This is a genomic window from Vibrio sp. CAU 1672 (assembly GCF_029223195.1).
GTDB lineage: Bacteria > Pseudomonadota > Gammaproteobacteria > Enterobacterales > Vibrionaceae > Vibrio.
The window spans coordinates 61,994-85,302 of sequence record NZ_JARHUF010000007.1 but is presented as its reverse complement, the minus strand read 5'-3'; the positions used below and the strand labels follow the sequence as shown (position 1 = coordinate 85,302).

Annotated in this window: 19 protein-coding genes; 2 read left to right on the top strand and 17 right to left on the bottom strand. The window is 50.0% G+C overall.

What is annotated here, in order from left to right; translation table 11 throughout:
• Positions 1-53 precede the first annotated feature (53 nt).
• From recR to P2G85_RS08760, 7 genes are all read right to left on the bottom strand, one after another.
• Entirely contained in the window at positions 54-653 is a 600-nt protein-coding gene (gene recR / locus P2G85_RS08790) for a recombination mediator RecR (RefSeq protein ID WP_275863724.1), read from the bottom strand.
• Positions 654-685: 32 nt separating this feature from the next.
• On the bottom strand, positions 686-1,015 hold the full coding sequence (locus P2G85_RS08785) for a YbaB/EbfC family nucleoid-associated protein (RefSeq protein WP_025541076.1): 330 nt from the start codon (positions 1,013-1,015) through the stop codon (positions 686-688).
• 82 nt (positions 1,016-1,097) lie between these two features.
• Positions 1,098-3,197 (bottom strand): DNA polymerase III subunit gamma/tau, encoded by a 2,100-nt coding sequence (dnaX, locus tag P2G85_RS08780; RefSeq protein WP_275863723.1) that lies wholly within the window; start codon positions 3,195-3,197, stop codon positions 1,098-1,100.
• 8 nt (positions 3,198-3,205) lie between these two features.
• A complete protein-coding gene (gene apt / locus P2G85_RS08775; RefSeq protein ID WP_275863722.1) occupies positions 3,206-3,751 on the bottom strand; it encodes an adenine phosphoribosyltransferase in 546 nt (181 codons plus the stop codon).
• Positions 3,752-3,914: 163 nt separating this feature from the next.
• Positions 3,915-4,280 (bottom strand): YbaN family protein, encoded by a 366-nt coding sequence (locus tag P2G85_RS08770; RefSeq protein ID WP_275863825.1) that lies wholly within the window; start codon positions 4,278-4,280, stop codon positions 3,915-3,917.
• Positions 4,281-4,332: 52 nt separating this feature from the next.
• Positions 4,333-4,464, bottom strand: a complete 132-nt coding sequence (locus P2G85_RS08765; RefSeq protein ID WP_275863721.1) for a hypothetical protein — start codon at positions 4,462-4,464, stop codon at positions 4,333-4,335.
• A 226-nt stretch (positions 4,465-4,690) separates the two neighbouring features.
• Positions 4,691-5,797 (bottom strand): response regulator, encoded by a 1,107-nt coding sequence (locus tag P2G85_RS08760; RefSeq protein ID WP_275863720.1) that lies wholly within the window; start codon positions 5,795-5,797, stop codon positions 4,691-4,693.
• A 278-nt stretch (positions 5,798-6,075) separates the two neighbouring features.
• Between P2G85_RS08760 and P2G85_RS08755 the strand changes: the two genes are divergently transcribed.
• The gene (locus P2G85_RS08755) at positions 6,076-6,951 is read left to right on the top strand and encodes a LysR family transcriptional regulator (RefSeq protein ID WP_275863719.1); all 876 of its coding nucleotides are present in this window, start codon (positions 6,076-6,078) and stop codon (positions 6,949-6,951) included.
• 76 nt (positions 6,952-7,027) lie between these two features.
• On the opposite strand, the gene purF is transcribed toward P2G85_RS08755, so the two are convergent.
• From purF to fabB, 10 genes are all read right to left on the bottom strand, one after another.
• On the bottom strand, positions 7,028-8,542 hold the full coding sequence (purF, locus tag P2G85_RS08750; RefSeq protein WP_275863718.1) for an amidophosphoribosyltransferase: 1,515 nt from the start codon (positions 8,540-8,542) through the stop codon (positions 7,028-7,030).
• 36 nt (positions 8,543-8,578) lie between these two features.
• A complete protein-coding gene (locus tag P2G85_RS08745) occupies positions 8,579-9,070 on the bottom strand; it encodes a CvpA family protein (protein ID WP_275863717.1) in 492 nt (163 codons plus the stop codon).
• A gap of 61 nt (positions 9,071-9,131) precedes the next feature.
• On the bottom strand, positions 9,132-9,704 hold the full coding sequence (locus P2G85_RS08740) for an SPOR domain-containing protein (RefSeq protein WP_275863716.1): 573 nt from the start codon (positions 9,702-9,704) through the stop codon (positions 9,132-9,134).
• Positions 9,705-9,722: 18 nt separating this feature from the next.
• Positions 9,723-10,985, bottom strand: coding sequence for a bifunctional tetrahydrofolate synthase/dihydrofolate synthase (gene folC, locus P2G85_RS08735; RefSeq protein ID WP_275863715.1), 1,263 nt, complete (start codon positions 10,983-10,985; stop codon positions 9,723-9,725).
• 44 nt (positions 10,986-11,029) lie between these two features.
• On the bottom strand, positions 11,030-11,956 hold the full coding sequence (gene accD, locus P2G85_RS08730) for an acetyl-CoA carboxylase, carboxyltransferase subunit beta (RefSeq protein WP_275863714.1): 927 nt from the start codon (positions 11,954-11,956) through the stop codon (positions 11,030-11,032).
• A gap of 196 nt (positions 11,957-12,152) precedes the next feature.
• The gene (gene truA / locus P2G85_RS08725; protein WP_275863713.1) at positions 12,153-12,947 is read right to left on the bottom strand and encodes a tRNA pseudouridine(38-40) synthase TruA; all 795 of its coding nucleotides are present in this window, start codon (positions 12,945-12,947) and stop codon (positions 12,153-12,155) included.
• A gap of 93 nt (positions 12,948-13,040) precedes the next feature.
• A complete protein-coding gene (locus tag P2G85_RS08720) occupies positions 13,041-17,312 on the bottom strand; it encodes a FimV/HubP family polar landmark protein (protein ID WP_275863712.1) in 4,272 nt (1,423 codons plus the stop codon).
• A 254-nt stretch (positions 17,313-17,566) separates the two neighbouring features.
• Positions 17,567-18,580: an aspartate-semialdehyde dehydrogenase gene (locus P2G85_RS08715; protein WP_275863711.1), complete on the bottom strand. Its 1,014-nt coding sequence runs from the start codon at positions 18,578-18,580 to the stop codon at positions 17,567-17,569.
• Positions 18,577-19,710, bottom strand: a complete 1,134-nt coding sequence (locus tag P2G85_RS08710) for a 4-phosphoerythronate dehydrogenase (RefSeq protein WP_275863710.1) — start codon at positions 19,708-19,710, stop codon at positions 18,577-18,579. The genes P2G85_RS08715 and P2G85_RS08710 overlap by 4 nt, the downstream gene beginning before the upstream one ends.
• Positions 19,711-19,932: 222 nt before the next feature.
• Entirely contained in the window at positions 19,933-21,144 is a 1,212-nt protein-coding gene (gene fabB, locus P2G85_RS08705) for a beta-ketoacyl-ACP synthase I (protein WP_275863709.1), read from the bottom strand.
• Positions 21,145-21,272: 128 nt separating this feature from the next.
• Here fabB and mnmC point away from each other — a divergent pair, with 128 nt between their 5' ends.
• Positions 21,273-23,291, top strand: coding sequence for a bifunctional tRNA (5-methylaminomethyl-2-thiouridine)(34)-methyltransferase MnmD/FAD-dependent 5-carboxymethylaminomethyl-2-thiouridine(34) oxidoreductase MnmC (gene mnmC, locus P2G85_RS08700; protein WP_275863708.1), 2,019 nt, complete (start codon positions 21,273-21,275; stop codon positions 23,289-23,291).
• The last annotated feature ends 18 nt before the right edge of the window (positions 23,292-23,309 follow it).

The following is a 23,309-nucleotide window of genomic DNA, read 5'->3' as shown; positions in this document are numbered from 1 at the left end:
ACACTGGCCAAACCCAAAATTAAAAAAAGCCGCTCAACCGAGCGGCTTTTAAATCAGATTTTTTGTCGGCCTAACAAAGAATGTGACAGCGTAGTCCCGTCCACCAACTCTAGTTCACCACCAACCGGCACACCATGAGCGATACGACTGGCTGCTACCTCATGTTGGTGGCATAACTCAGCAATATAATGTGCCGTGGCCTCCCCCTCTACGGTAGGGTTGGTTGCGAGGATAACCTCGGTAACATCACCCTGCCGCAAACGGTAATCGAGCACATCCAAACCGATATCGCTCGGGCCAATACCATCTAAAGGGGATAAATGCCCCATCAACACGAAATATCGGCCGGAATATTGGCCGGTGGCCTCAACGGCAGCAATGTCTGCCGGGCTTTCTACCACACAAATCTGCCCGTTTTCCTGACGCTTCGGATTAGTACAGATATGGCAGATCTCTTCTTCAGTAAAAGTTCGGCACTCGCGACAATGGCCAATTTCGGTCATGGCCTGGCTCAGCGCATCAGCAAGCTGCAGGCCACCTTTTCTATCGCGCTGTAACAAATGAAAGGCCATACGTTGTGCCGACTTGGGACCAACCCCAGGCAGACATCGTAAGGCCTCCATTAACTGTTCCAGCATATGACTGGTTCGCATTGATTATCCGCTATGTTATAAAAATCGACGGATTAGAATGGCATTTTCATGCCTGGTGGTAGTTGCATACCGCCAGTTACAGAAGCCATTTTCTCTTTTTGAGTTTCTTCAACGCGACGAGCTGCATCGTTGAATGCGGCCGCAATCAAATCTTCCAGCATCTCTTTGTCGTCTTCCATCAAGCTTTCATCGATCTCAACACGACGCACGCTATGACTGCCGGTGATCGTCACTTTGACCAGACCCGCGCCTGACTCGCCAGTCACTTCCATATTCGCAATTTCTTCTTGAAGCTTTTGCATACGCTCTTGCATTTGCTGGGCTTGCTTCATTAGATTGCCCATACCGCCTTTACCAAACATGCTTATCTCTCTGGTTTCGTTGGGTGTTGCATCAGTAAATGGGGTTACAGGATAAACTTATCAACCCCATTCGCTTGTTTTTTTAGATAGGGCGAACGCTATCCCTGTCCAGCGTCGCCGCAAAGCGACGCTCGATAAATTGCACCGTTGGGTCGCTTTCGAGGCTGTGCAACGCTTGCTGTAATTTTTCCTGATAGAGCCTGTCTCTTAACTCTAGCGGGGTTTCTCCGCTGTCTCCAATTTCAACACTAAGATGGCACTCCTCACCCAGCACTTCATTCAGTGCTTTATGCAGCTCACTCTGCGCTCTGTCCGTGTTGAGGTGTGCCTGATGAGGACGGAGATGTAAGGACACTGATGTGCCTTGTTTTTGATACGCCGAGTTAAGCGCCAACTGCTCGACCAGCTTAGGCATGGCCATTTGACTAATCAGCAGGGCCCACTCGTTTAGCTCCAGCGACTCTTTCACCAGTTTCTGTACCATTTCTGGTGTCTTCTCATGCTCAAGAGCCTGCTTAAGTTGGGTCGGGGTCAACTCAGTGGTGGCGACTTCTTCAACTTGCTTGCTCGGCCGCCAACGATACGCCTCGTCCTCATCCACACTCACCGGGTCTGGCTGTGAAGTAAACTTCGGCGGCACCTGGTTTGCACTTCCATGCAGCTGCGCAAGGCGATCAATGACCGACTCTTTCTGTTCAGATGCCGCTTTAGGCTTTTTTACACCACCATTGCCTTGTGCGGACTGTTGCTGAAGCCCGCGGCGCTGTGAACGTAGCTGATGACGCAATCCACTTACTCCGCCCTGCGGCGCTGCTTCTTGCGCAGGCAAAGTTTCGGCGGTAGCAGATAGTGACTCGTTCACGGGTGGTTGCGGCGGTCGTTGCGCCGCATCGTTACGATTCGGTGAATGCCCGGCCTGTGAAGGTGAGTCGTTGCCAACGGGCGCCGGACGCACAGGCGCAGAGTTCGGCGAAGGTTGTGAAGTCGCGACGGTGTTTGCTGGCGGTACATTCTGTGACTGCGGTGCCCGCTGAGGTTGGACAACACTCGGCTGATTTGCCGGTGTGGCTGCCGAAATAGTGTTTGCCTGACCAACCGATACCGGACGAAATGCCATCATTCGTAAGACAATCATCTCCATACCGACGCGGCCATTGGGCGACAATGCTAAATCCTCTCGCCCTTTTAATGCGATTTGGTAATAGAGCTGCACCTCTTGCGGTGCTAGGGCTTTCGCCAGCAGCTCAATACGCTCGGCATCCGGCTGAGCCAGATCCAAGCTGGAAGGCAGTGCCTGATACATGGCAATTCGATGCAGTTGACTAGCCAATTGTTGTAACAGGCCATCCCATTCAACACCATTTGCTGCGATTTGCTGTAATTTTTCCATCGCCTGCTGTACTTGCTGACTGCTGATGGACTCCAGAAGATGGATAGCCTGAGCGGTATCAATCGTACCTAGCATATGGCTAACGATATCTGCCTGGACACGCCCATTACCCAGTGCAATCGCTTGGTCGGTTAAGCTCAGGGCATCGCGCATACTGCCATCCGCCGCATGGGCGATCATCCCCAACGCACGCGCTTCAGCCTCCACTTGTTCTTCGGCCAGGATATGATCAAGCTGGCCGTGAATGTCATCGATGCTGATCGGCTTGAGATGAAACTGCAGACAACGTGAAAGAATAGTTACCGGAAGTTTCTGTGGGTCCGTGGTCGCCAACAGAAACTTGACATATTCTGGCGGCTCTTCCAGCGTTTTCAATAAGGCATTAAACGAATGACGAGAAAGCATGTGTACCTCATCAATGAGGTACACTTTAAACCGGCCACGGGCTGGCTTATATTGAACGTTATCTAATAACTCCCGAGTGTCTTCCACTTTAGTGCGAGAGGCGGCGTCAATCTCGAGCAGGTCGACAAAGCGGCCCTCATCGATTTCACGACAGGTACTGCACTCCCCACACGGGGTAGCAGTAATGCCGGTTTCACAGTTAAGGCCTTTAGCAAACAGGCGGCCAATACTCGTTTTTCCCACACCGCGGGTTCCGCTGAACAAATACGCATGGTGGAGGCGGTTTTGCGCCAACGCATTTTCCAGCGCGGTCAGTACATGACGCTGCCCAACCACTTGATTGAATTGGTTAGGACGCCATTTTCGCGCTAAAGCTAAATAACTCATTGAATGTATTAGTGTCCTTCAAACTCACAAACGGTGTATACGTTGAGGCCCAAACCTTCCAGGCGCTTGTCACCACCGATTTCCGGCAGGTTAATTACAAATGCAGCATGTTCTACGATGCCACCCAGTTGACGAATCAACTTTGTGGTTGCTTCAATAGTACCACCGGTAGCCAGCAGATCATCGACAACCAGCACCTTATCGCCTTCCACGATGGCATCGGTGTGGATTTCCAGAGTATCCATACCATATTCAAGCTCGTAAGACTGCGCCAAAGTAGGGCGAGGCAACTTACCCGGTTTGCGTACCGGGACAAAACCGACACCCAGCTCAAGAGCCAAAGGAGCACCAAACAGGAAACCGCGGGCTTCAGTGCCCACTACTTTGGTAAAGCCCATGTCTTTATAACGTTCAACCAGCAGGTTAATCGTCGCTTGATAAGCAGTTGCATCTTCCAGCAAGCTAGTGACATCACGGAAAAGGATGCCTGGTTTTGGGTAGTCTTGGATGCTTTTAATGCTGGATTTGATCAGTGAAATTGTTTCTGTAGTCATAATACCGGTTTACTTAGATTGGCTCACCACCCCCTGTGGTTATCACGCTATTATGAGGGCAACGAACTAAAGGTTCTCAGTGCTTTCCAACTGATGCTAAAAGTCTTGAGCGCTGAAAATACAAACGCCCACTCGAAGAGTGGGCACACTATTCCCTACAATCTTAGTGATTTTCTTCTCTGTCAGCAACCAACTCAGTCACAGGTAAGCGCACAAACCAGCCGAGCAAGCCGATTAGCATAATGAACAGGCCAATTTTCAGCCAATCATGCGGCACAATGGCGATAGAAAAAACAAAACTCAATACGATAAAAATACTGCCGCGCAGCTTGACGGCTCGGGTCACAGCGCGGTGTTGCTGCCAGTTATTCAGGATGGGACCAAACCACTGATGCTGGTGCAGCCAGCGGTGAAAACCGGGGCTACTGCGCATAAAGCAGGCACTGGAAAGAAGTAAAAACGGCGTGGTGGGTAACAAAGGCAATAGTATGCCAATGATACCGAGGATTAAACTGAGTCCACCAACAATATATAAGATCAGGCATTTAATACTGATGGCGAACTCCGCACTGTTCTCAGGTTTAAAGACCCGCGTAACTGTTCATCACACGTAACCAGGTTAACGTTGCAGGTAATGTTGGAACCAAAAGTACCGCAACAAACCCCAAAAAATAAAAAATATTATAAGGCTCTTTAAAATCTTTGTCTGCCATTGTGTCTCTTCTCGCTAGTTGACTTTACTAACCCGAACCGCACCTAAGTTAGATAAAGGTTGCGCAAATGGGTTATTTTTGTTTTTTCGCGCTGACTATACCTTAAACAGCACTATCGAAACACCAACAAAAAGTAAGGGTATAATTCCATCAATAAGCAAAATCCGGCCAGACATAAAAACAAAGCAGCGTAATTTACGCTGCTTTCTCATATACAGGCATCGGCTTAAATCAAACGATCTTTTCGCACGATACTCAGGTTAAAGCTGGATGATCCCAGGCACCCCACCGATAACTCGCCAGTGCTGCTGATTGCCAGTTCCCGGGTGATAAAATTTCTCAGGCTGTTATCCCCTAAGCGATTTCCCGCCGGGATGTGCTGGCTCGAACTGCCATTTGACCAGCGACTCTCGAGACCTGCCGGCAAAATGGACACCGTTGCCGACGCCAAATCAGCAATGCCAAACATCGCCTCCACCGGTCCGGCGCACTCTGAGCATTGAATGCCTTTTTCTACAATCTCTACCATGTCTTTCAGATCAGCACTAAAACTTTTTAAGTTCCGCAGATAGTCGTCAAACAACGCTCTGACCAGCAACGTGGTTGCCACGCCGCCTTCTTCAAGCGAAGCTGAGTCGATCAGATAGAAGGCAAACTGGCCATTCATCAACCACCGGTAATCAAACACCAATGGCATTACGTCTGTGGATTGCAGTAACCGGTACGAGCAGCGCCAATCACCCTGACTGGTATCCTTTTCAGGCAGCAAAGCGTGCAGTAAGTCTCTTGCCGCATTTGGATTCTGTTGCAAATATTGTAAGTGCCAGTGCAATTCCTGATCATCAGGCAATTCTCCGCCATCATCGACCCGAAACCATTGGCTGGAAAAATCACGCTGGTCAGCGAAGTGGCTGTCGGTGTCTTCAAGGGTATTATCTATCGCCTGATAGAGATGATCATAATTTCCTATCGGTTTAGGAAGGAAATCTTTAATCCCAAAGCGCAACGCCTTTGCCACATCCGACATTTCATCGGTCGCAGACACGACAATCAAGGGCAGCGCGGGGTATTCCAGGCTTACCTCTTCAACAAATTCGATGCCATTAAGTACCGGCATCGACAAATCACACAATACTAAGTCTGGCTCAGACTCTCTCAATTTTTGCAGCGCTTGTAAGCCATTTTCGGCTTCGAGTACCCTAAAACCCTGGTTTTGCAAATACGCCCCAGTGATTCTGCGGAAAATCGGGTCATCATCAACTAGCATGATCAGTTTTTGATTTACCATCTCCTGCGCCGAGGCCGCTGCCATATGACTGTGAGTTTTCAACATAGCTTTCTACCTCACAAAGCTCACTCAAAAAAAACTTAATCATTATTATCGTTATATCTCGCGCCTTACAGACGAGGTGCAGCAAGACTTAAGGCCTTATCGCCTTTAATAAAACGTAGCCTCTAAAAGGCATTTATACAACCATGGTCCGCTGTGTAAGTATTTGCTCGGCGACCGCTGCTGTGTTCAAATGATGCAACATATTGACTTAAAGCAAACTTTGATTGCAAAGTTAATTATAAATTAGCCACAAACGGTATTTTAATGTGTCAGGAAATATGAAATTAGATGATCTTAACCTTTTTCGATTGGTTGTCGAAAATGGGAGCTATACCGCAACCTCGCGAAAAACCATGATCCCGGTAGCAACCATCACCCGACGCATTCAAGCGCTAGAGGACGCGGTTAATCTTCGGCTACTCAACCGCCATGCGCGTAAACTATCACTGACCGAAGCCGGAGAACGTTTTTATCATGAATGCTCTCCTCTTCTGCAACGACTCACGTCTACTGCCGAAGAAATTACCGATGAGTGCCGTGGAGCATCAGGAAAAATCAAGATCTCCGCTCCCTACAACCTGACCAAGCGCATGATGATGCCGATGTTTAATGGTTTTATGAGCCAGTATCCGGACATCAATATTGAACTGAATACCGAAAGCAACGCCGATCAACTTGATCCGACCGAGTGGGATGTCATTTTCCGCGTTGGCCCACAAAGAGATTCAAGCTTAATCGCGCGTAAAATTGGTGAAGTGAAAGACATTCTGGTCGCCAGTCCGGCGTACTTAGCTGCCAACCCGGCTCCCACTCATGCCGAAGAGCTGGGCAACCACTCTTTACTAAAGGGCCACCCATTATTGAAGTGGACCCTGATCAACAGTAATGGTGAATCGGTGGTTAATATCGAACGCGGACGTTTTCAGGCCAATGCACTCAACGTGGTACGCAGTGCCTGCTCCGAGGGGCTAGGCATTACGTTAATGCCCGATGCGATGATTAACGAGTTTATTGAGAGCGGTAGCCTGGTGCGTGTACTGCCGGATTGGAGCGCCAACCCTCGTGATATTTATATGCTCTACAACCACAAAGACCACTTACCGGAAAAAGTGCGGTTATTTATCGACTATATCATTGCCTATAACATTCATTGATTGCATCTGCTGCAAGACAAAAAAACCAGAGCCATGCTCTGGTTTTTTTTGTTCTTTTCATTGGCTCAACAAAAGCTTATGCGCCTTCGTTATACAACTCTAAACTGGCTAAGTCCTGCTGGATTTCCGCCTCAGTTTTCGCGTCATCATTACGCAGCTGGTCAAGAAAATCCAGATACTGCTGATCAATATCGCCGGTGACGTATTCGCCGTTAAATACTGAGGTATCGAACTGAACGATATCCTGGTTGCCCAGGCCAACGGCCTCAACCAGATCTTCCAGCCGCTGGTAAATCAGCGCATCCGCACCAATCTGCTGACAAATCGAATCATTGTCCCGGCCATGGGCGATCAACTCATTGGCGCTTGGCATGTCAATACCGTATACGTTCGGGAAACGGACCTCTGGTGCCGCAGATACCATAAACACTTTACTCGCCCCGGAGTCTCGTGCCATTTCAATGATCTGCTCAGAGGTTGTACCGCGGACAATGGAATCATCAACCAGCAACACATTTTTATCTTTGAATTCAGAACGAATGGCATTGAGCTTACGACGTACTGATTTCTTACGTTGCTGCTGACCCGGCATAATGAAGGTTCGGCCTACATAGCGGTTTTTAACGAATCCTTGGCGGTAAGGTTTATCAATAGCCTGAGCGATTTGCAGTGCGATATCACACGAAGTTTCAGGGATCGGGATCACCACGTCGATATCCAGATCGGCGTAATCTTCCCGGATACGTTCACCAAGCTTTTTACCCATCTCTACGCGTGCACTGTAGACGGAGATCTTATCGATAAACGAGTCTGGACGAGCGAAATAAACAAACTCGAAAATACAAGGGTTGAGTTTAGGATTATCAGCACACTGTTTAGTAAACAGTTGACCATCAAAAGTCGCGTAAATCGCTTCGCCAGGCGCGACATCACGGACAAAATCAAAGCCAACCGCATCCAGTGCAACAGATTCCGATGCCACCATATACTCGGTTTTACCATTTTCTTCACGCTTACCCAGACAAAGCGGACGAATACCGTGCGGGTCACGGAACGCAATCATACCATGGCCGATGATCATGGCTGCTACTGCGTAGGCACCGCGGATAGTGCGGTGAACGTTGGTCACGGCCCGGAACACATCTTCTGTGGTGACGTTACCTTTTACCGTGTCAATTTCATGGGCCAGGACATTAAGCAACACTTCAGAGTCTGAAGTGGTATTGATATGACGACGGTCTTTTTCGAACAACTTCTGACGAACTTCGGTCGCATTGGTCAGGTTACCGTTGTGAGCAAGTGTAATACCAAATGGAGAGTTTACATAGAAAGGTTGAGCCTCTGAGGCACTGGAACTACCCGCGGTTGGGTAACGAACATGCCCTATTCCGACTGTCCCCTGCAGGCGTTGCATGTGTCTGGCCTCAAACACATCTTTGACTAAACCGTTCGCTTTGCGCAGACGAAAACGATTGCTTTCTATGGTACAAATACCAGCGGCATCTTGGCCACGATGCTGTAACACCGTTAACGCGTCATAAATAGACTGATTTACAGGCGTTGTGCCCACGATTCCAACAATACCACACATGTCCTAATCCTCGATTTTCGACAGTAGCTGGCACTACTAGGTAGTGCCAGACAGAAAACTTGATGTTGCTTGTAAATGCTCGAAAAACGGAGAGATTATACGGCTGAATTCAGGAACCAGCTGTGATTCTTTCCACCATTCCGAGCTTGGGAATGCGGTAAACGCATCCATAAAAAACAGTACCGCGGACACAATGAGCACTCCACGTAAACCACCAAATACCACACCGAGAATACGATCGGTACCTGACAGTCCTGTTTTTTGTACCAGTTGAGCAATGACATAATTCACCACTGCGCCAACCACTAATGTCGCGACAAACAGTGCCGCAATAGCCGCACCGTTACGAAACATGTCGTCTTTAATGTTGGTAAAGTACACCGCTAATTTCGCGTAGTAATTACTGGCGATAAAAAACGCCCCAAACCAAATCACCAACGACAACGCTTCTTTAACAAAGCCACGAACTAAACTGATCAGAGCTGAAAATCCGATCACACCCAAAATGACAAAATCTAACCAATTCATGTTTTCTTCATCTTAAGTTCGCGCGCATTTTAACAGAAAAAACACCGACGCAAACGTTTTCCTACGGATTTAATGGCTTAAATTTAAGCAACTGGCCTTTTGACCCTGTAATTTTTTGTAATTCCTTGATCTGTCGTTCAAGTTTCGTTTTCGACACATCCGGACCAACAATTACCCGAGTAAAGCCATTTTCTTGCTTGGTATGGGCCTGGTAGCCACGATTCTGCAAATCGGCTACCAGCCTCTCTGCGTTCTCATGGTTTCGCAATGCCATCAGTTGAATAATCCAGGCTGAATCTTCATACTGATTTTTCTCTTTCACTTGTTGTGTCGCCACTTGAACTGAGTCGGTGGCAGCATGAGTTGCCGAAGGTTCGGATGGCTTCTCCTCCGGTTCAGACGGTGTTTGAACCATTTCAACCACCGGTGAGTCAGGCAAGGAAATGTCGTTTTCCACCGGCTCTAAGATCTCAAAATTCTCCACATCGCTATCCAGCTCGGGTTTGATCGGGATGCTGGCGAACTCTTCTTTGTAATGCAGTTTCTTGCCATCAAGAACATCGGGGAGCACGATCACCCCCACCGCAACTAAAATGATGGTGCCGACCAGTCGGCTTTGGAACCTACTTGCCATCGTATAGTTACCTTTTGCTTAGGTGTTTTTTGACTGCCAATGCTCCAATACTTCCCCAACCGTATGGAACGAACCCACGACGAGGATAACATCAGTTGCATCAGCGTTATGCAGGGCGCTTTCAAACGCTTCCTCGGGATTTGTGTACATGGCTTGCCCTTCAGGAAGGTACTGGCATAACTCAGCCGCGGAAGCCGCACGAGGGCCTGTTAATGATGCCGGGTACCATGTTGTCGCGATAGGAGTAAGTGTTGCAAGCGTTGCCTTAACGTCTTTGTCATGCAACATCGCCACCACCACATGAATCACCTGTTCAGGGTAACTTGCCGCCACCTTCTCAACCAGATACTGTGCCGAATGTGGATTGTGGGCCACATCCAGCAACACCACCGGATTCGATTGCAGCAGTTGCATCCGTCCCGCCAGTTTGGCATTACTCAGACCATTGACGATATTGATGTCAGTAATTTGCACTTCTGCCGCGCCCAATGCCATTAACGCTGTTGCCGCGTTGGGTAACGGCAAGGCCGGGATCGGCAGGTCGTCAAGATCAAACGCACCGCTACTCCACTTCCAGCCGTTATCGGTCAGCTGATAGTCGAACTGAATGCCAACCTGGAAAAATTCCGCGCCAATATCGTCAGCATGCGCCGCAACGGTTGCAGGCGGGGTTGGCTGACCACAAATCGCTGGCTTACCTGAGCGGTAGATGCCGGCTTTTTCAAAGCCAATGACGTTAATGTCATCACCTAACCAGTCAACATGGTCAATCGCCAGGCTGGTGATCACTGAGACATCATGGTCCACCACATTGGTGGCATCCAGCCGGCCGCCCAGGCCCACTTCAAGCAGCACCACATCGACCTTTTCCGTCTGGAAAATTCTCAGAGCTGCCAGGGTACCGAATTCAAACAGGCTCAGGCTGATATTGCCACGCTGTTTCTCAACATAGTCGAAAGCTTCACAGTGTTTGCTGTCTTCGACATCAACACCATTGATACGTACCCGCTCGTTGTAGCGAATCAGGTGCGGAGAGCTGTAAACGCCGACAGAATAACCGGCATCAAGTAAAATAGCTTCCATGAGCGCACAGGTCGAGCCTTTGCCATTGGTGCCGGCAACGGTAATCACGGTAGGAGCGGGTTTGGTCAGGTTGGCTTGCTTGGCGACCGCTTGAACACGGTCTAAGCCCAGATCGATTGCAGAGGTGTGAATATTTGATAAATAATCAAGCCACATCGCGAGTGAAGATGTGGCTTGAGGAATTGCGTGTTGGGTCATCTAACTTTAACCATTAATTACTTTGGTTTTATGTTAGTAATACTTTACCCTTTTTCGTCCGCTTCTGGTACAGAATATGGTTCTTCATTGGGAGATTCGTTAACCGAAACCACCAATGGCGACTTGTGGTTAGTCAGCTTAGCGATCAAACCACCCACGCGATGGCGCATTTCACGGCGATCCACGATCATGTCAATCGCACCATGCTCAAGTAAGAACTCACTACGCTGGAATCCCTCTGGAAGGTCTTCACGTACTGTCTGCTCAATCACGCGACGTCCGGCAAAACCGATAAGTGCCTTAGGCTCACCAATATTGATATCACCCAACATCGCCAAGCTTGCCGAAACACCACCCATGGTAGGGTCAGTTAATACCGAAATGAACGGCAGGCCTTTTTCCGATAAGCGTTCTAACGCGGCGCTGGTCTTAGCCATCTGCATCAGAGACATTAGCGCCTCTTGCATACGTGCGCCACCACTTGCTGAGAAGCAAACCAGTGCACAGTTGTTTTCCATTGCCGCTTCCACCGCTTTAACAAAACGGGCACCGACAACTGACCCCATCGATCCTCCCATAAAGGAGAATTCAAACGCACATGCTACAAGCGGCATTCCCAGCAGTTCGCCCTGGATAACAACCAGCGCATCTTTCTCACCGCTGCCCTTCTGTGCAGCCGAGAGACGCTCTCTGTAACGTTTAGAGTCTTTAAACTTCAGTTTATCTTGTGGCTCAAGCTCTGTGCCTAATTCAACACGGTTATTCTCATCCAGGAACGTTTCCAGACGACGACGCGCTTTCATGCGCATGTGATGATTACACTTAGGGCATACTTCCAGGTTACGCTCTAACTCAGCGTGATACAGTACCTGCTCACAAGAGGTACATTTGGTCCACACACCCTCAGGAATGGAAGCTTTGCGTGAACTAACAAGATTGCTTTTCTCTAAAATCTTTTCAAGCCAACTCATGGAGGACCTTTTCTCTCAATTCTTCCGCCTGATTGCGAAAGATAAAAAATTCGAATTTACGCGGAAGGATTAAACCATATCTGACCGCAACTGTAGATAAAAAACTGGTTGTACCTATTTCTGCTATCGTTAATAGCGCACAGTTGCCATCAATTTCTAGTCTAACCCACCGAAATTTTGAAACAAGTTCGCAAATTTAGTTCAAATTATCCGGCAAAAATAGCGGACCGATCGGTTCACGGGGTAAATCAAATTCATGCGGATAATCAACATCAACTAAATATAACCCATCAGCTTTCGCTGTGGCACCGGCTAATTTGCGATCTTTTACTTCCAGCAACCATTGAATCCACTCCGGCTTTTCTTCTCCCCGGCCAACTTTAATTAAGCTGCCGGTAATGTTACGCACCATATGGTGGACGAATGCGTTGGCTTTAATATCGATCACCACATAGTGACCATGGCGGGTCACATTCAGGTGCATAACGTTGCGATACGGACTGCGTGATTGGCAATGGACCGCCCGGAATGAAGTGAAATCGTTTTCACCCAACAGATACTGGCCGGCTTCATGCATTTTCTTCTCGTCAAGTTCACCATGGTAGTGGCTCACTCCTGAACTCAGGATGCCGGGACGCAGGGCGTTATTAAAAATGATGTAGCGATAACGGCGAGCCGTTGCAGTAAATCGTGCGTGAAACTCATCAGGTACTTCTTTTGCCCAGCGGACAGCGATATCACCCGGCATGTTAGCGTTGACCCCCATAGTCCAGGCCACCATTTTCCGCTTCACATTGGTATCAAAGTGGACGACCTGTCCGGTGCCGTGGACACCGGCGTCAGTACGCCCGGCACACTGCACCTCCACCGGGTGGTTAGCGACAACCGACAACGCTTTTTCAAGCGCTTCTTGTACACTTTTTACGTCTCTTTGGCGCTGCCAGCCATAGTAGTTTGTACCATTGTACTCGATACCTAATGCGATTCTCATTTTGACCTTCGAACTCTAAAATGGGGCGGGAAGTATATACTTAAGTCTGGATAGATACAAAAAGGGCAGCCTGTGCTGCCCTTTATATTTAGCCTAACGGCCGTTTATCTCATCAATAAGCGCTTTAGCCTCGCGGCGAATGTCATCATCGCCATCAACAATGGCCTCTTCAAGCAGTTTTACTGCCCCAGAATTATCATTCATTTCCAGGTAAATCTTAGCCAAATCCAGCTTACCGGCCGCTTCTGCATTGTTATCAACATCAACGTCGCCGTTGTCGCCGATCACGTCTGGAAACTCATTCAATCCAACATCGAGCATCAAAGCCTGTTCTTCAAACTCACCACCATCACGATCAACTTGCGCCATCAGTTCATCAATGGTCATAAACTGGCTTTTCTTGGGATCAAAATCCTCCAGCTCTTGTTGATCCGCCCAGTCTTCTGCCGAAATATCCGGCTGAGTCAGCGCTTCCGACGAGCTCCATACTTCTCGCTGATCTTCTGGCACCTCTGCTGAGATCTGTGCCGCCTGCTCCGGCTGGAGTTTAAAGCCATTCCAGTCTTCACCGACATCAAGCATGGCATCAAAATCCAGGCCAGCACTGTCGCTTGCCTCACTGTCTGGTTTCTCATTGATAATATCATTGCCCGTTTCCTCAGACAGCAATGACGCCATGGTCGCTTCATCAATGCCATCCAGCGCCGGTTCAGCAGCGGTTTGAGGCTCTGCCCCTACCTGAAACTCACCTTGCTGGGCAAACATATCAAATAGTGCGTCTTGCTCCGGGTCGGCATGTGGCTCAACCCCTTGTTTGCTGGCCGGCTCTTGAGCGGTGATAGTATCACTATCGGTTTCTCGCCCATCAAAGTCTAAACCTTCCGGAGTTGGTTCGCCGGCCATCGCAGCCGCTGCATCCTGTTCGCCGAACTCCGGCAGTTCCAGCTCGTCGAAACTCAACTCGCTGTCATCGGCTGCCACAGGCTCCGGTGTGATGTCTGCCAGTGCCGGTTCGTCTGCCATCGCAGCCGCCGCATCCTGTTCGCCGAACTCGGGCAGTTCCAGCTCATCGAAACTCAACTCGCTGTCATCTGCTGCCACAGGCGCCGCTGTGATTTCTGCCAGGGCCGGTTCGCCTGCCATCGCAGCCGCCGCATCCTGTTCGCCAAATTCAGGCAGTTCCAGCTCGTCGAAACTCAACTCGCTTGCGTCTGCTGCCACGGGCTCCGGATTAGTGTCCGCCAGTACCGGTTCGTCCGCCATCGCAGCCACCGCATCCTGTTCGCCGAACTCGGGCAGTTCCAGCTCGTCGAAACTCAACTCGCTTGCGTCTGCTGCCACGGGCTCCGGATTAGTGTCCGCCAATGCCGGTTCGCCTGCCATCGCAGCCGCCGCATCCTGTTCGCCGAACTCGGGCAGTTCCAGCTCATCAAAACTCAACTCGCTTGCGTCTGCTGCCACGGGCTCCGGATTAGTGTCCGCCAGTGCCGGTTCGTCCGCCATCGCAGCCGCTGCATCCTGCTCCCCGAACTCGGGCAGTTCCAGCTCATCAAAACTCAACTCGCTGTCATCGGCTGCCACGGGCTCCGGATTAGTGTCCGCCAATGCCGGTTCGTCCGCCATTACAGCCGCTGCATCCTGTTCCCCGAACTCGGGCAGTTCCAGCTCATCAAAACTCAACTCGCTGTCATCGGCTGCCACAGGCTCCAGATCAACCTCCACCTCTGCCAGTGTCAGGTCGTCTGCCACTATGTCCTGATCATCGCCATCCAACAACCAATCTTCTTCCTGAGGCACACCAAACTCATTTGCCAGCGTATTGGGGGTCGGAGTTGCCTTTGGTTGTGGCGTATTCTCTGGTTCAGGGCTTACCTCATCGGGGCTGATGTCCGGAACCTCATCTTGCGTTGATGACAGCTCCTGCCCGGCCAAGGCCTGCAAACCAGCGTCATCATCCACACCCAACTCTGCCTCTCCACCATTCCCATCAGCAGATTCTGATTGGAACTCGGACAAAGTATCCGGCTCATTCAATAACGGGTCGTGTTTCGGAGCCGAATCTTCCAGGTCGCCGATAAAACTGTGGCTATCGAACGCCTTTTCAGGTTCCGCTTGATCGCTATGCGTTGATACCGGCGCTTCAACGGGCGCGTTATCAGCTAATAGAGAATCAATATCAAGCTCACCCGCCAAGGTTTCATCTTCTTCAGCAACCACCCCGGCTGGTTGCTCAACTTCGCTAACCGATTCAGACGCTGATGAGTCAGCAAATCCAAGTGACGCCAGCAAGTTTTCATCACTCGACTGGTTAGTTGTTTCCTCTTCCTGGATCAGGTCATCAAACGGATCCCATTCACCGTCGCTCTCATCACCTGCTGATGTAGCCATTTCAGATTCTGACTCAATCCAGTCATCGAGCAGATCGGTACTGTTTTCATCCAGCTCCACGGCCACATCATCGACACCAGACAACTGTTCCAACTCAGTCAGCGGATCAAAATCTTCAACCTCGGCTTCATCATCAAAGTCCAGAAGTTCATCCAGCAGTTCTGTGCTGTCATCCTCCAGCACCACTTCTTCAGCTAAACCGGATAGTTGCTCTAGCTCGGCCAATGGATCACTTTCGGTATCGGCGACTTGTTCAGCGACAACTGTTGACGTGTCAGATGCATCGCTGTGTGGCTGGATATACGGCACGGGCTCATCTGGAATAACATTGCTACTGTCATCGTCACCATTTTGATCATATTGTGCCAACAGCTTATCAATATCGTCATCTGAGGCGACGCCGGCAGAGAAGGCACTGTCTGATATGGTTTCGTTGTTCGCAGACTCAGTCACATCCAGTTCAAGATCATCTTCGCCCATACCTGAGAGCAACTCATCCAGGATAGATTGATCTAAATCACCACTTGGCAACTCCTCTGTAGGTTCATCGGCTGACAATAACTCAGCAAACTCCTCATCAGACATAGAATGGCCATCCTGAGACGGTTCGTCATCCGACAAGTCAAACCCATCTTCGTCACCCGCCTCGTCGAGCACCTCAAGCTGTGGAGTAACCTCATCAAGAGCACGCTCCATTTCCTCAAGGCCCAGCGCTTTCTCATCGCCATTAACGCTGATACTGCTGGCTGAGGTGTCAAATTCATCGAACCCAACATCCAGATCCCCATCATCACCAATACTGGCAAATGGGTCTTCATCAAGCTCACCTTCCAGGTTAAAGTCCAGATCATCACTGTCCAGATCGGCAAAAATGTCTTCTTCCTGCTCCTCAGCATTCTCTTGTTGCCCATCAGTCTCACTATCGTCGGCAAACAAATCATCATCTAAGCTGAGGTCATCAAGTAACTCATCCGTTGGTGCCGTCAGTTCTGCTGATTCGGCAACAACTGGGGCGACTTGTGCCGCTTCCTCTGCTGCGTCTTCTTTGGCCGAATTTGAACGACGTCCAAGCAGCACCACTATCAATAACGCAATCAACACGCCGGGAATTAATGCCGTCAGAGCGACCAACCAACCGTTCCCCAGGATCTGATCGAGAAGACTCGGCTGCATCCGCTGCTGCTCAGCAAGACGCTGGCGCTCTGCTTCAAGCAATTTTTCAACTTCGCTACGAATGCGATCTTCATCATTTAACTCGGTTTTGAGTGTTTCAACTTCGCTCTGAACCTCCGACAACATTAAGCGCAATCGATGATTTTTCTCTTCCAGTGACTCAAGCTCTCCCTGAGAGATTTGTAGCTTATCTTTAAGTTCACTAACTTGCTTCTGACCTTCAGGCGAAGTATCAAGCGCAGGGACGGGGGCTGGTTTCACCGCATCAACAACCGGCTTGGCTGGTGCAGGTTTCGCTGACTGTAGCGCCGACTCAGGCTTAGCTTTCGATTTTATCTCCGGGGCTGGTACCTTAACTGGCACAGCAGGAGTCAGCTTCGCCTCGTGCGCTTTCATCACGGCGATCGCCTGAGCTGTAGTGGCACTGCGTATTTGTTCGATTGATGGCACACGTAATTGACTACCCGGGATAAGGCCATGAATATTTTGCTGTTCAAACGCTTGAGGGTTAATGCGGTAAATGGCGAAAAGCGTTTGCTGTACCGAGACGGCACGTGAAGGTCGAAGTTGTGATGCTACCGACCACAAGGTCTCATTTGCCTTGGTTGGACCATAGAAACGAGATGGCTGGACACTATCCCTATCGGGTTGTGCTCGCTCAATCGGCTCAGCGTAAATTGGAGAAGATTGCACTTCACCGGAAGGGCCTACAAGTCGAATGCCTTCGGCTTGAGCCAGTGGTGATGTCTGAGTCGCGGTCATTAGTATGAGTGCGGCTAATAAACGCTTAGAATTTTGACGCATAGAAAGCTCAGCTAGGTGCTAGTAATAATTTGAAATCGTGATCGCTAAATATATCGGATATGACACCCAAAACTACAGGGTTGAAGAAAAAAAATGCGTGCCCCACGCGATATTCGTACTAATCTCACATAAAAATGTCGCCAGACCCGCCTTCCGTGATGTTTTTTTACTCATCCAGGGCGGTGACTCAACAGTCTCGTAGCAAACAAAAAGCCCCGCGTAGTGCGAGGCTCAAATAAGTTAAACAAAACTAATCAGTAGTAATCACGGATCAACACTTCCGCAATCTGTACCGCATTAGTGGCCGCACCTTTACGCACGTTATCCGCTACAACCCAAAGGTTAATCCCACTATGATGACTGATGTCGTTGCGGATACGACCAACCATCACATGGTCTTTACCGCCGGCATCGCGCACTTGGGTTGGGAAATCTTCACCGTGGAAGACTTCTACCCCTTCAGTTTGCTCAAGAAGGTTAATCACTTCCTGGGCATCGATTGGGGCGCGGGTTTCTACATGCAGCGCTTCAGCGTGGCCATAGAATACCGGTACACGCACACAGGTCGGGTTTACGGTGATAGATGGATCGTTAAAAATTTTCTGCGTTTCCCACACCATTTTCATCTCTTCTTTGGTGTAGCCGTTTTCCATCATCTGGTCGATTTGAGGAATACAGTTGAATGCGATCTGTTGTGAGAACTGCTTGTTCTCAGCCGGTATCCCGTTAAGCAGTTTAGCGGTTTGCCCCGCCAGTTCATCAATACCGGCTTTACCAGCACCCGATACCGACTGATAAGTGGAAACGTTGATGCGTTCGATACCCACGGCATCATGGATTGGCTTCAGTGCCACCAACATCTGAATGGTCGAGCAGTTTGGGTTCGCGATAATGTTGCGGTTACGGAACTCCGCGATTGCTTCCGGGTTGACTTCCGGCACCACCAGCGGAATATCGTACTCGTAGCGGAAGTGTGACGTGTTATCAATCACGATCACACCTTCGTCTGCCGCAACAGGCGCCCATTTAGCCGACAGTTCACCACCGGCTGAAAACAGAGCGATGTGCGCTTGTGACCAGTCAAACTCTTCCACGTTTTGCACACGGACGGTTTTACCGTTGAAGCGGTAAGTCTTGCCTTCACTGCGCTCACTCGCCAGGAGGAAAATTTCACCTACCGGGAACTTGCGCTCCTGAAGCACTTCCAAAATTGTTTCACCGACCGCACCGGTCGCACCTAATACGGCAACATTGTATTGCTGGCTCATTGACTTACCTCAACCTGAAAACCTAGTTCTGCTAGTGGCGCAAGATTGCATGTTTGATTTCCCACTAGCGTGACAGCACTGTATTCGCGGCGATCCCAGTAATTTTTACGCATCAGGTCGAATGCACCTGGCTGACTGATTTCGCGGCGGAAAAGAGCGTCATCTTTACGCACATCATAGATTAACTGCGTGATAGTATGCAGCGTTGCTTCATCCCACGCTCTGTCTAATACCATAGTAGGGATCGGAGCGGTCGGCAGTAAATCGCTGGCGTGCGCACGTAATTCGTTACTTAAGAACTCACAGTAGCGATTAAAAATCATCGTCGTACCGCGAGCTTTCCCCTCCAGGCCATAACCTGCAACGTGAGGGGTGGCGAATGCTAGCAGAGGCACAAGCTCCATATCAACCTCTGGCTCAAATTCAAATACATCCAGTGCGGCAGTAAAACCATCGTTTTTCATTAAACGTTGCTTTAATGCATGATTATCAACCACAGGACCACGCGCTGCGTTAATAAGGATTTGGTCGCCGCGTAATCCATTTAAAATCCCGGCATCAAACATATGGTGAGTTGGATACGGGCCGTCTGTCGTGATCGGCGTATGTAAAGTAATAATGTCTGACGCTTCAATCAACTCGGCCAGTGGCGTAAAGGTGCGCGGGTCGCCTTCTTGCTGTTTGAATGGGTCGTTAATCAGAACTTTAATCCCCATCCCTTTCAGACATTTCTCCAGATAACTGCCAACCTGGCCTGCGCCAATAATCCCGACGGTTTTGTCCAGCACTGAGAAACCCTGTTGTTGTGCCAGCACCATCATCACGCTGAACACGTATTCGGCAACCCCGACTTTGTTACAACCGGGCGCTGCGGTAAAGAAAATCCCTTTTTGTTGTAACAGCGCCTGGTCGACATGATCCATACCCGCAGTGGCGGTACCAACAAACTTGAGTTTGTTGGCTTTACTGATCAACTCGGCATTCACCTTGGTAACAGAACGAATCATCAGGGCATCGACATCAACCAAATCATCCGCCGTCAGGGTGCGGCCGGGCTTAAGAATCACCTCACCGAGTTGGCTAAAAAGCTCTTCAGCGTACGGCATGTTTTCATCAACAATTATTTTCATAGTGCCAGCGTTTTTAGATCCATTTTTATTAATTGCAGAGATTGTGCCCTTTTCGCGAAAAATCTCAAGAAATACAAAAGAAAAAGCCCGGCATATAGCCGGGCAAAGTTCCAGAACAAAAGGATCCTATCCCGCTCTCCTTGGGATAGAGTCTGCGTCTGTTCGACCACCGAAGCAGTCAGCTCTGGAAACTGGATTGCTGGTTGCTGCCAGCAAATTCAGTTAGCCTTGGTACTTCTTAATTACGAGCGTTGCGTTTGTACCGCCAAAGCCAAAGCTGTTAGACATTACGGTAGTCAGCTCTGCGTCACGGGTATCCGTCACAATATCCAGACCCTGTGCCGCTTCGTCCAGGTTTTCAATGTTGATACTTGGAGCAATAAAGTTGTGCTCCAGCATCAAGGTCGAGTAAATCGCTTCATGCACGCCAGCCGCGCCCAGTGCGTGACCCGTCATGGCTTTGGTTGCTGAGATAGCAGGGCTGTTTTCACCGAACAGCTGCTGGATCGCACCCAGCTCTTTCACGTCACCCACCGGCGTAGACGTGCCGTGCGTATTAACGTAATCAACACCGTCCACATCCTGCATTGCCATCTTCATACAACGCACAGCGCCTTCACCCGATGGTGCAACCATGTCGTAACCATCCGATGTTGCACCGTAACCGACGATTTCACCGTAGATTTTTGCGCCACGTGCCAGAGCGTGTTCCAGCTCTTCGATAACCATCATGCCGCCACCGCCTGAGATAACGAAACCGTCACGGTCAGCATCATAGGTACGAGAGGCTTTTTCCGGCGTGTCATTGTACTTAGTCGACAATGCGCCCATTGCGTCGAACATCATGGTTAGCGTCCAGTCAAGCTCTTCACCACCGCCAGCAAAAACGATGTCTTGTTTACCCAACTGGATAAGCTCCATCGCATGACCGATACAGTGCGCAGACGTTGCACACGCCGAGCTCATCGAGTAGTTCACGCCACGGATTTTAAATGGTGTCGCCAGACAGGCTGAAACCGTAGAAGACATCGTACGCGGTACCATGTAAGGACCAATGCGCTTCACGCCTTTCTCACGCAGAATATCCACGGCGGCCGCCTGGTTCAGCGAAGAGGCGCCGCCTGAGCCGGCAACGATACCAGTACGGTCGTTAGAAACCTGCTCGTCAGACAGACCAGCGTCTTCGATTGCCTGCTGCATTGATAGGTATGCATACGCAGCCGCATCACCCATAAAGCGCATCTGTTTACGGTCAATGTGTTCAGCCGGGTTAATTTTCAAATCACCCCACACCTGCGAACGCAGACCTTTTTCTTTAAACTGCTCAGAGGCAGTAATGCCAGATTTACCTGCTTTTAGAGACGCTAGAACTTCTTCGACGTTGTTACCGATACTGGAAACAATACCCATACCGGTGATTACGACTCGTTTCATTATGACATTCCTATAATTCAAAATACCGCTAGATGATAGCGAAGTTAACCGTAAAAAGTGGTCAGCTTTCCCAGAAATTCGTACAATCCCGCTATCTTAACTGCACCAAATCACAAATTTGCCCTGATATGACTTCGATTAAAAATGCAGAACTCGGTTGGAACGAAGTAGGAACCCCTGTTTCTGACCAGTTCGATGATGTTTACTTTTCAAATGTAAACGGACTGGAAGAAACCCGCTACGTATTCCTCCAGCAAAATCATCTCCCACAAAGATGGCAAGAATTTGACCAACGACGTTTCGTGATTGGTGAAACCGGTTTTGGTACCGGCCTCAATTTCTTAGCCGTATGGCAATGGTTTAGCCAATTTCGGCGTGATAATCCAGAGGCTGCGCTAAAAGAATTGCATTTCATCAGTTTTGAGAAATACCCGCTCAGCCAGGAAGATCTGGAAAAAGCCCACCAGGCCTGGCCTGAACTGGCACCATTCGCTGAAAAGCTCCAGCAACACTATCCGCCGGCAGTACCGGAATGCCATCGCATTGTACTCGAAAATGGGGCGATTACGTTGGATCTGTGGTTTGGTGACATCAAAGATTGCATGCCGCTGGTCCCCTACCCGGAGCAAGGCATTGTCGATGCCTGGTTCCTGGATGGTTTCGCACCGAGTAAAAACCCGGAGATGTGGAATCAGGGCCTGTTTGACGGCATGGCGAAATTAGCCAAACAAGATTGTACGGTTGCCACTTTTACCGCTGCCGGTTTTGTTCGCCGCGGTTTGATTGAGTCCGGCTTTACGATGAAAAAGGTCAAAGGCTTTGGCACCAAGCGCGACATGATTGCCGGCATTATGGAAACGCGCCACGCACAGACCAATCACCTGCCCTGGTTTGCCCGCAACGCCGCGTCTCACCACGATTCCATCGCCATTATTGGCGGGGGAATTGCCAGTGCCGCCCTAGCCAAAGCCCTGGTTCAGCGCGGGCAAAATGTCACCCTGTACTGTCAGGATGCCCAGCCTGCCGAAGGCGCTTCAGGAAATCGCCAGGGGGCGGTTTACCCGCTGCTGAACGGCAGCCACAGCGGAGTTTCACGGGTGTTTGCTCCGGCATTTTTATTTGCCCGTCAGTTTATTCGCCAGGCTGCTGAACGCATCCCGTTTGCCCATGACTGGTGCGGGATTACCCAGTTAATGTGGGACGACAAATCCACCACTAAGTTGGAAAACATGCTGGCTGGCAACTTTGCCCATGACCTGATCCATCCGCTAACGGCAGAGCAAACCGCAGAAACAATCGGCCTGCCGATGGATATCACCTCAGTCCATTACCCTCTCGGGGGATGGCTGTGTCCGGCAGAACTCACCCGCGGACTGCTGGATGACCTTGAACATAATCAACATCTTACTGCCAAATACAATCACCGGGTAGAGGCCCTGCACTGGCATGAAGACCGCCAGTGCTGGTCACTGAGCGTCAATGGCACCACGTTCGAACATTCTGCCGTGGTGGTGGCCAACGGCCATGATTTTGACGCCCTCAGCCAAACCGCCGCGTTACCGCTGGGCAAAGTGAAAGGCCAGGTCAGCCATATTCCGACCACGGAGACACTGTCACAACTGAAAACCGTTCTGTGCTACGACGGCTATATGACACCGGCCAACCCTGCCAACCAGCATCACTGCATTGGTGCCAGCTATGATCGGGACAACCTGGATCGGGAGTTTGATCCGCACGCGCAGCAGGACAACAGTGCTAAACTGGCCAGATGCGTGCCAAACCAAACCTGGGTAACGCAAGTCGATACTTCCGGCAACCAGTCCCGCCAGGGGATCCGCTGTGTCAGCCGGGATCATTTGCCTTTTGTCGGCAATGTTGCCGACCTGGAGACAGTTGCATCACAGTATCATGACCTGCAAGGTAAACAGCCCGACCAGGTTGAGCCGATCGCTCACTACCCCAACCTGTTCTGTTTGCTGGGGCTGGGTTCGCGCGGTTTAAGCTCGGCTCCGCTACTGGCCGAAGTGCTGACCTCGCAAATCTGCGCTGACCCGCTGCCGCTGCCGGTTGATGTCCTGAGTGAGTTGCACCCGAGCCGGATGTGGGTGCGCAAGCTGCGCAAAGGTAAAGCCATTACCGAACTGTAATCCCTTACCTGCAAAAAC

Bases quoted from the DNA above. Each gene is read 5' to 3' on its own strand.
- recR (WP_275863724.1), bottom strand. From the start codon at position 653: ATGCGAACCAGTCATATGCTGGAACAGTTAATGGAGGCCTTACGATGT.
- P2G85_RS08785 (WP_025541076.1), bottom strand. From the start codon at position 1,015: ATGTTTGGTAAAGGCGGTATGGGCAATCTAATGAAGCAAGCCCAGCAA.
- dnaX (WP_275863723.1), bottom strand. From the start codon at position 3,197: ATGAGTTATTTAGCTTTAGCGCGAAAATGGCGTCCTAACCAATTCAAT.
- apt (WP_275863722.1), bottom strand. From the start codon at position 3,751: ATGACTACAGAAACAATTTCACTGATCAAATCCAGCATTAAAAGCATC.
- P2G85_RS08765 (WP_275863721.1), bottom strand. From the start codon at position 4,464: ATGGCAGACAAAGATTTTAAAGAGCCTTATAATATTTTTTATTTTTTG.
- P2G85_RS08760 (WP_275863720.1), bottom strand. From the start codon at position 5,797: ATGTTGAAAACTCACAGTCATATGGCAGCGGCCTCGGCGCAGGAGATG.
- P2G85_RS08755 (WP_275863719.1), top strand. From the start codon at position 6,076: ATGAAATTAGATGATCTTAACCTTTTTCGATTGGTTGTCGAAAATGGG.
- purF (WP_275863718.1), bottom strand. From the start codon at position 8,542: ATGTGTGGTATTGTTGGAATCGTGGGCACAACGCCTGTAAATCAGTCT.
- P2G85_RS08745 (WP_275863717.1), bottom strand. From the start codon at position 9,070: ATGAATTGGTTAGATTTTGTCATTTTGGGTGTGATCGGATTTTCAGCT.
- P2G85_RS08740 (WP_275863716.1), bottom strand. From the start codon at position 9,704: ATGGCAAGTAGGTTCCAAAGCCGACTGGTCGGCACCATCATTTTAGTT.
- folC (WP_275863715.1), bottom strand. From the start codon at position 10,985: ATGACCCAACACGCAATTCCTCAAGCCACATCTTCACTCGCGATGTGG.
- accD (WP_275863714.1), bottom strand. From the start codon at position 11,956: ATGAGTTGGCTTGAAAAGATTTTAGAGAAAAGCAATCTTGTTAGTTCA.
- truA (WP_275863713.1), bottom strand. From the start codon at position 12,947: ATGAGAATCGCATTAGGTATCGAGTACAATGGTACAAACTACTATGGC.
- P2G85_RS08720 (WP_275863712.1), bottom strand. From the start codon at position 17,312: ATGCGTCAAAATTCTAAGCGTTTATTAGCCGCACTCATACTAATGACC.
- P2G85_RS08715 (WP_275863711.1), bottom strand. From the start codon at position 18,580: ATGAGCCAGCAATACAATGTTGCCGTATTAGGTGCGACCGGTGCGGTC.
- P2G85_RS08710 (WP_275863710.1), bottom strand. From the start codon at position 19,710: ATGAAAATAATTGTTGATGAAAACATGCCGTACGCTGAAGAGCTTTTT.
- fabB (WP_275863709.1), bottom strand. From the start codon at position 21,144: ATGAAACGAGTCGTAATCACCGGTATGGGTATTGTTTCCAGTATCGGT.
- mnmC (WP_275863708.1), top strand. From the start codon at position 21,273: ATGACTTCGATTAAAAATGCAGAACTCGGTTGGAACGAAGTAGGAACC.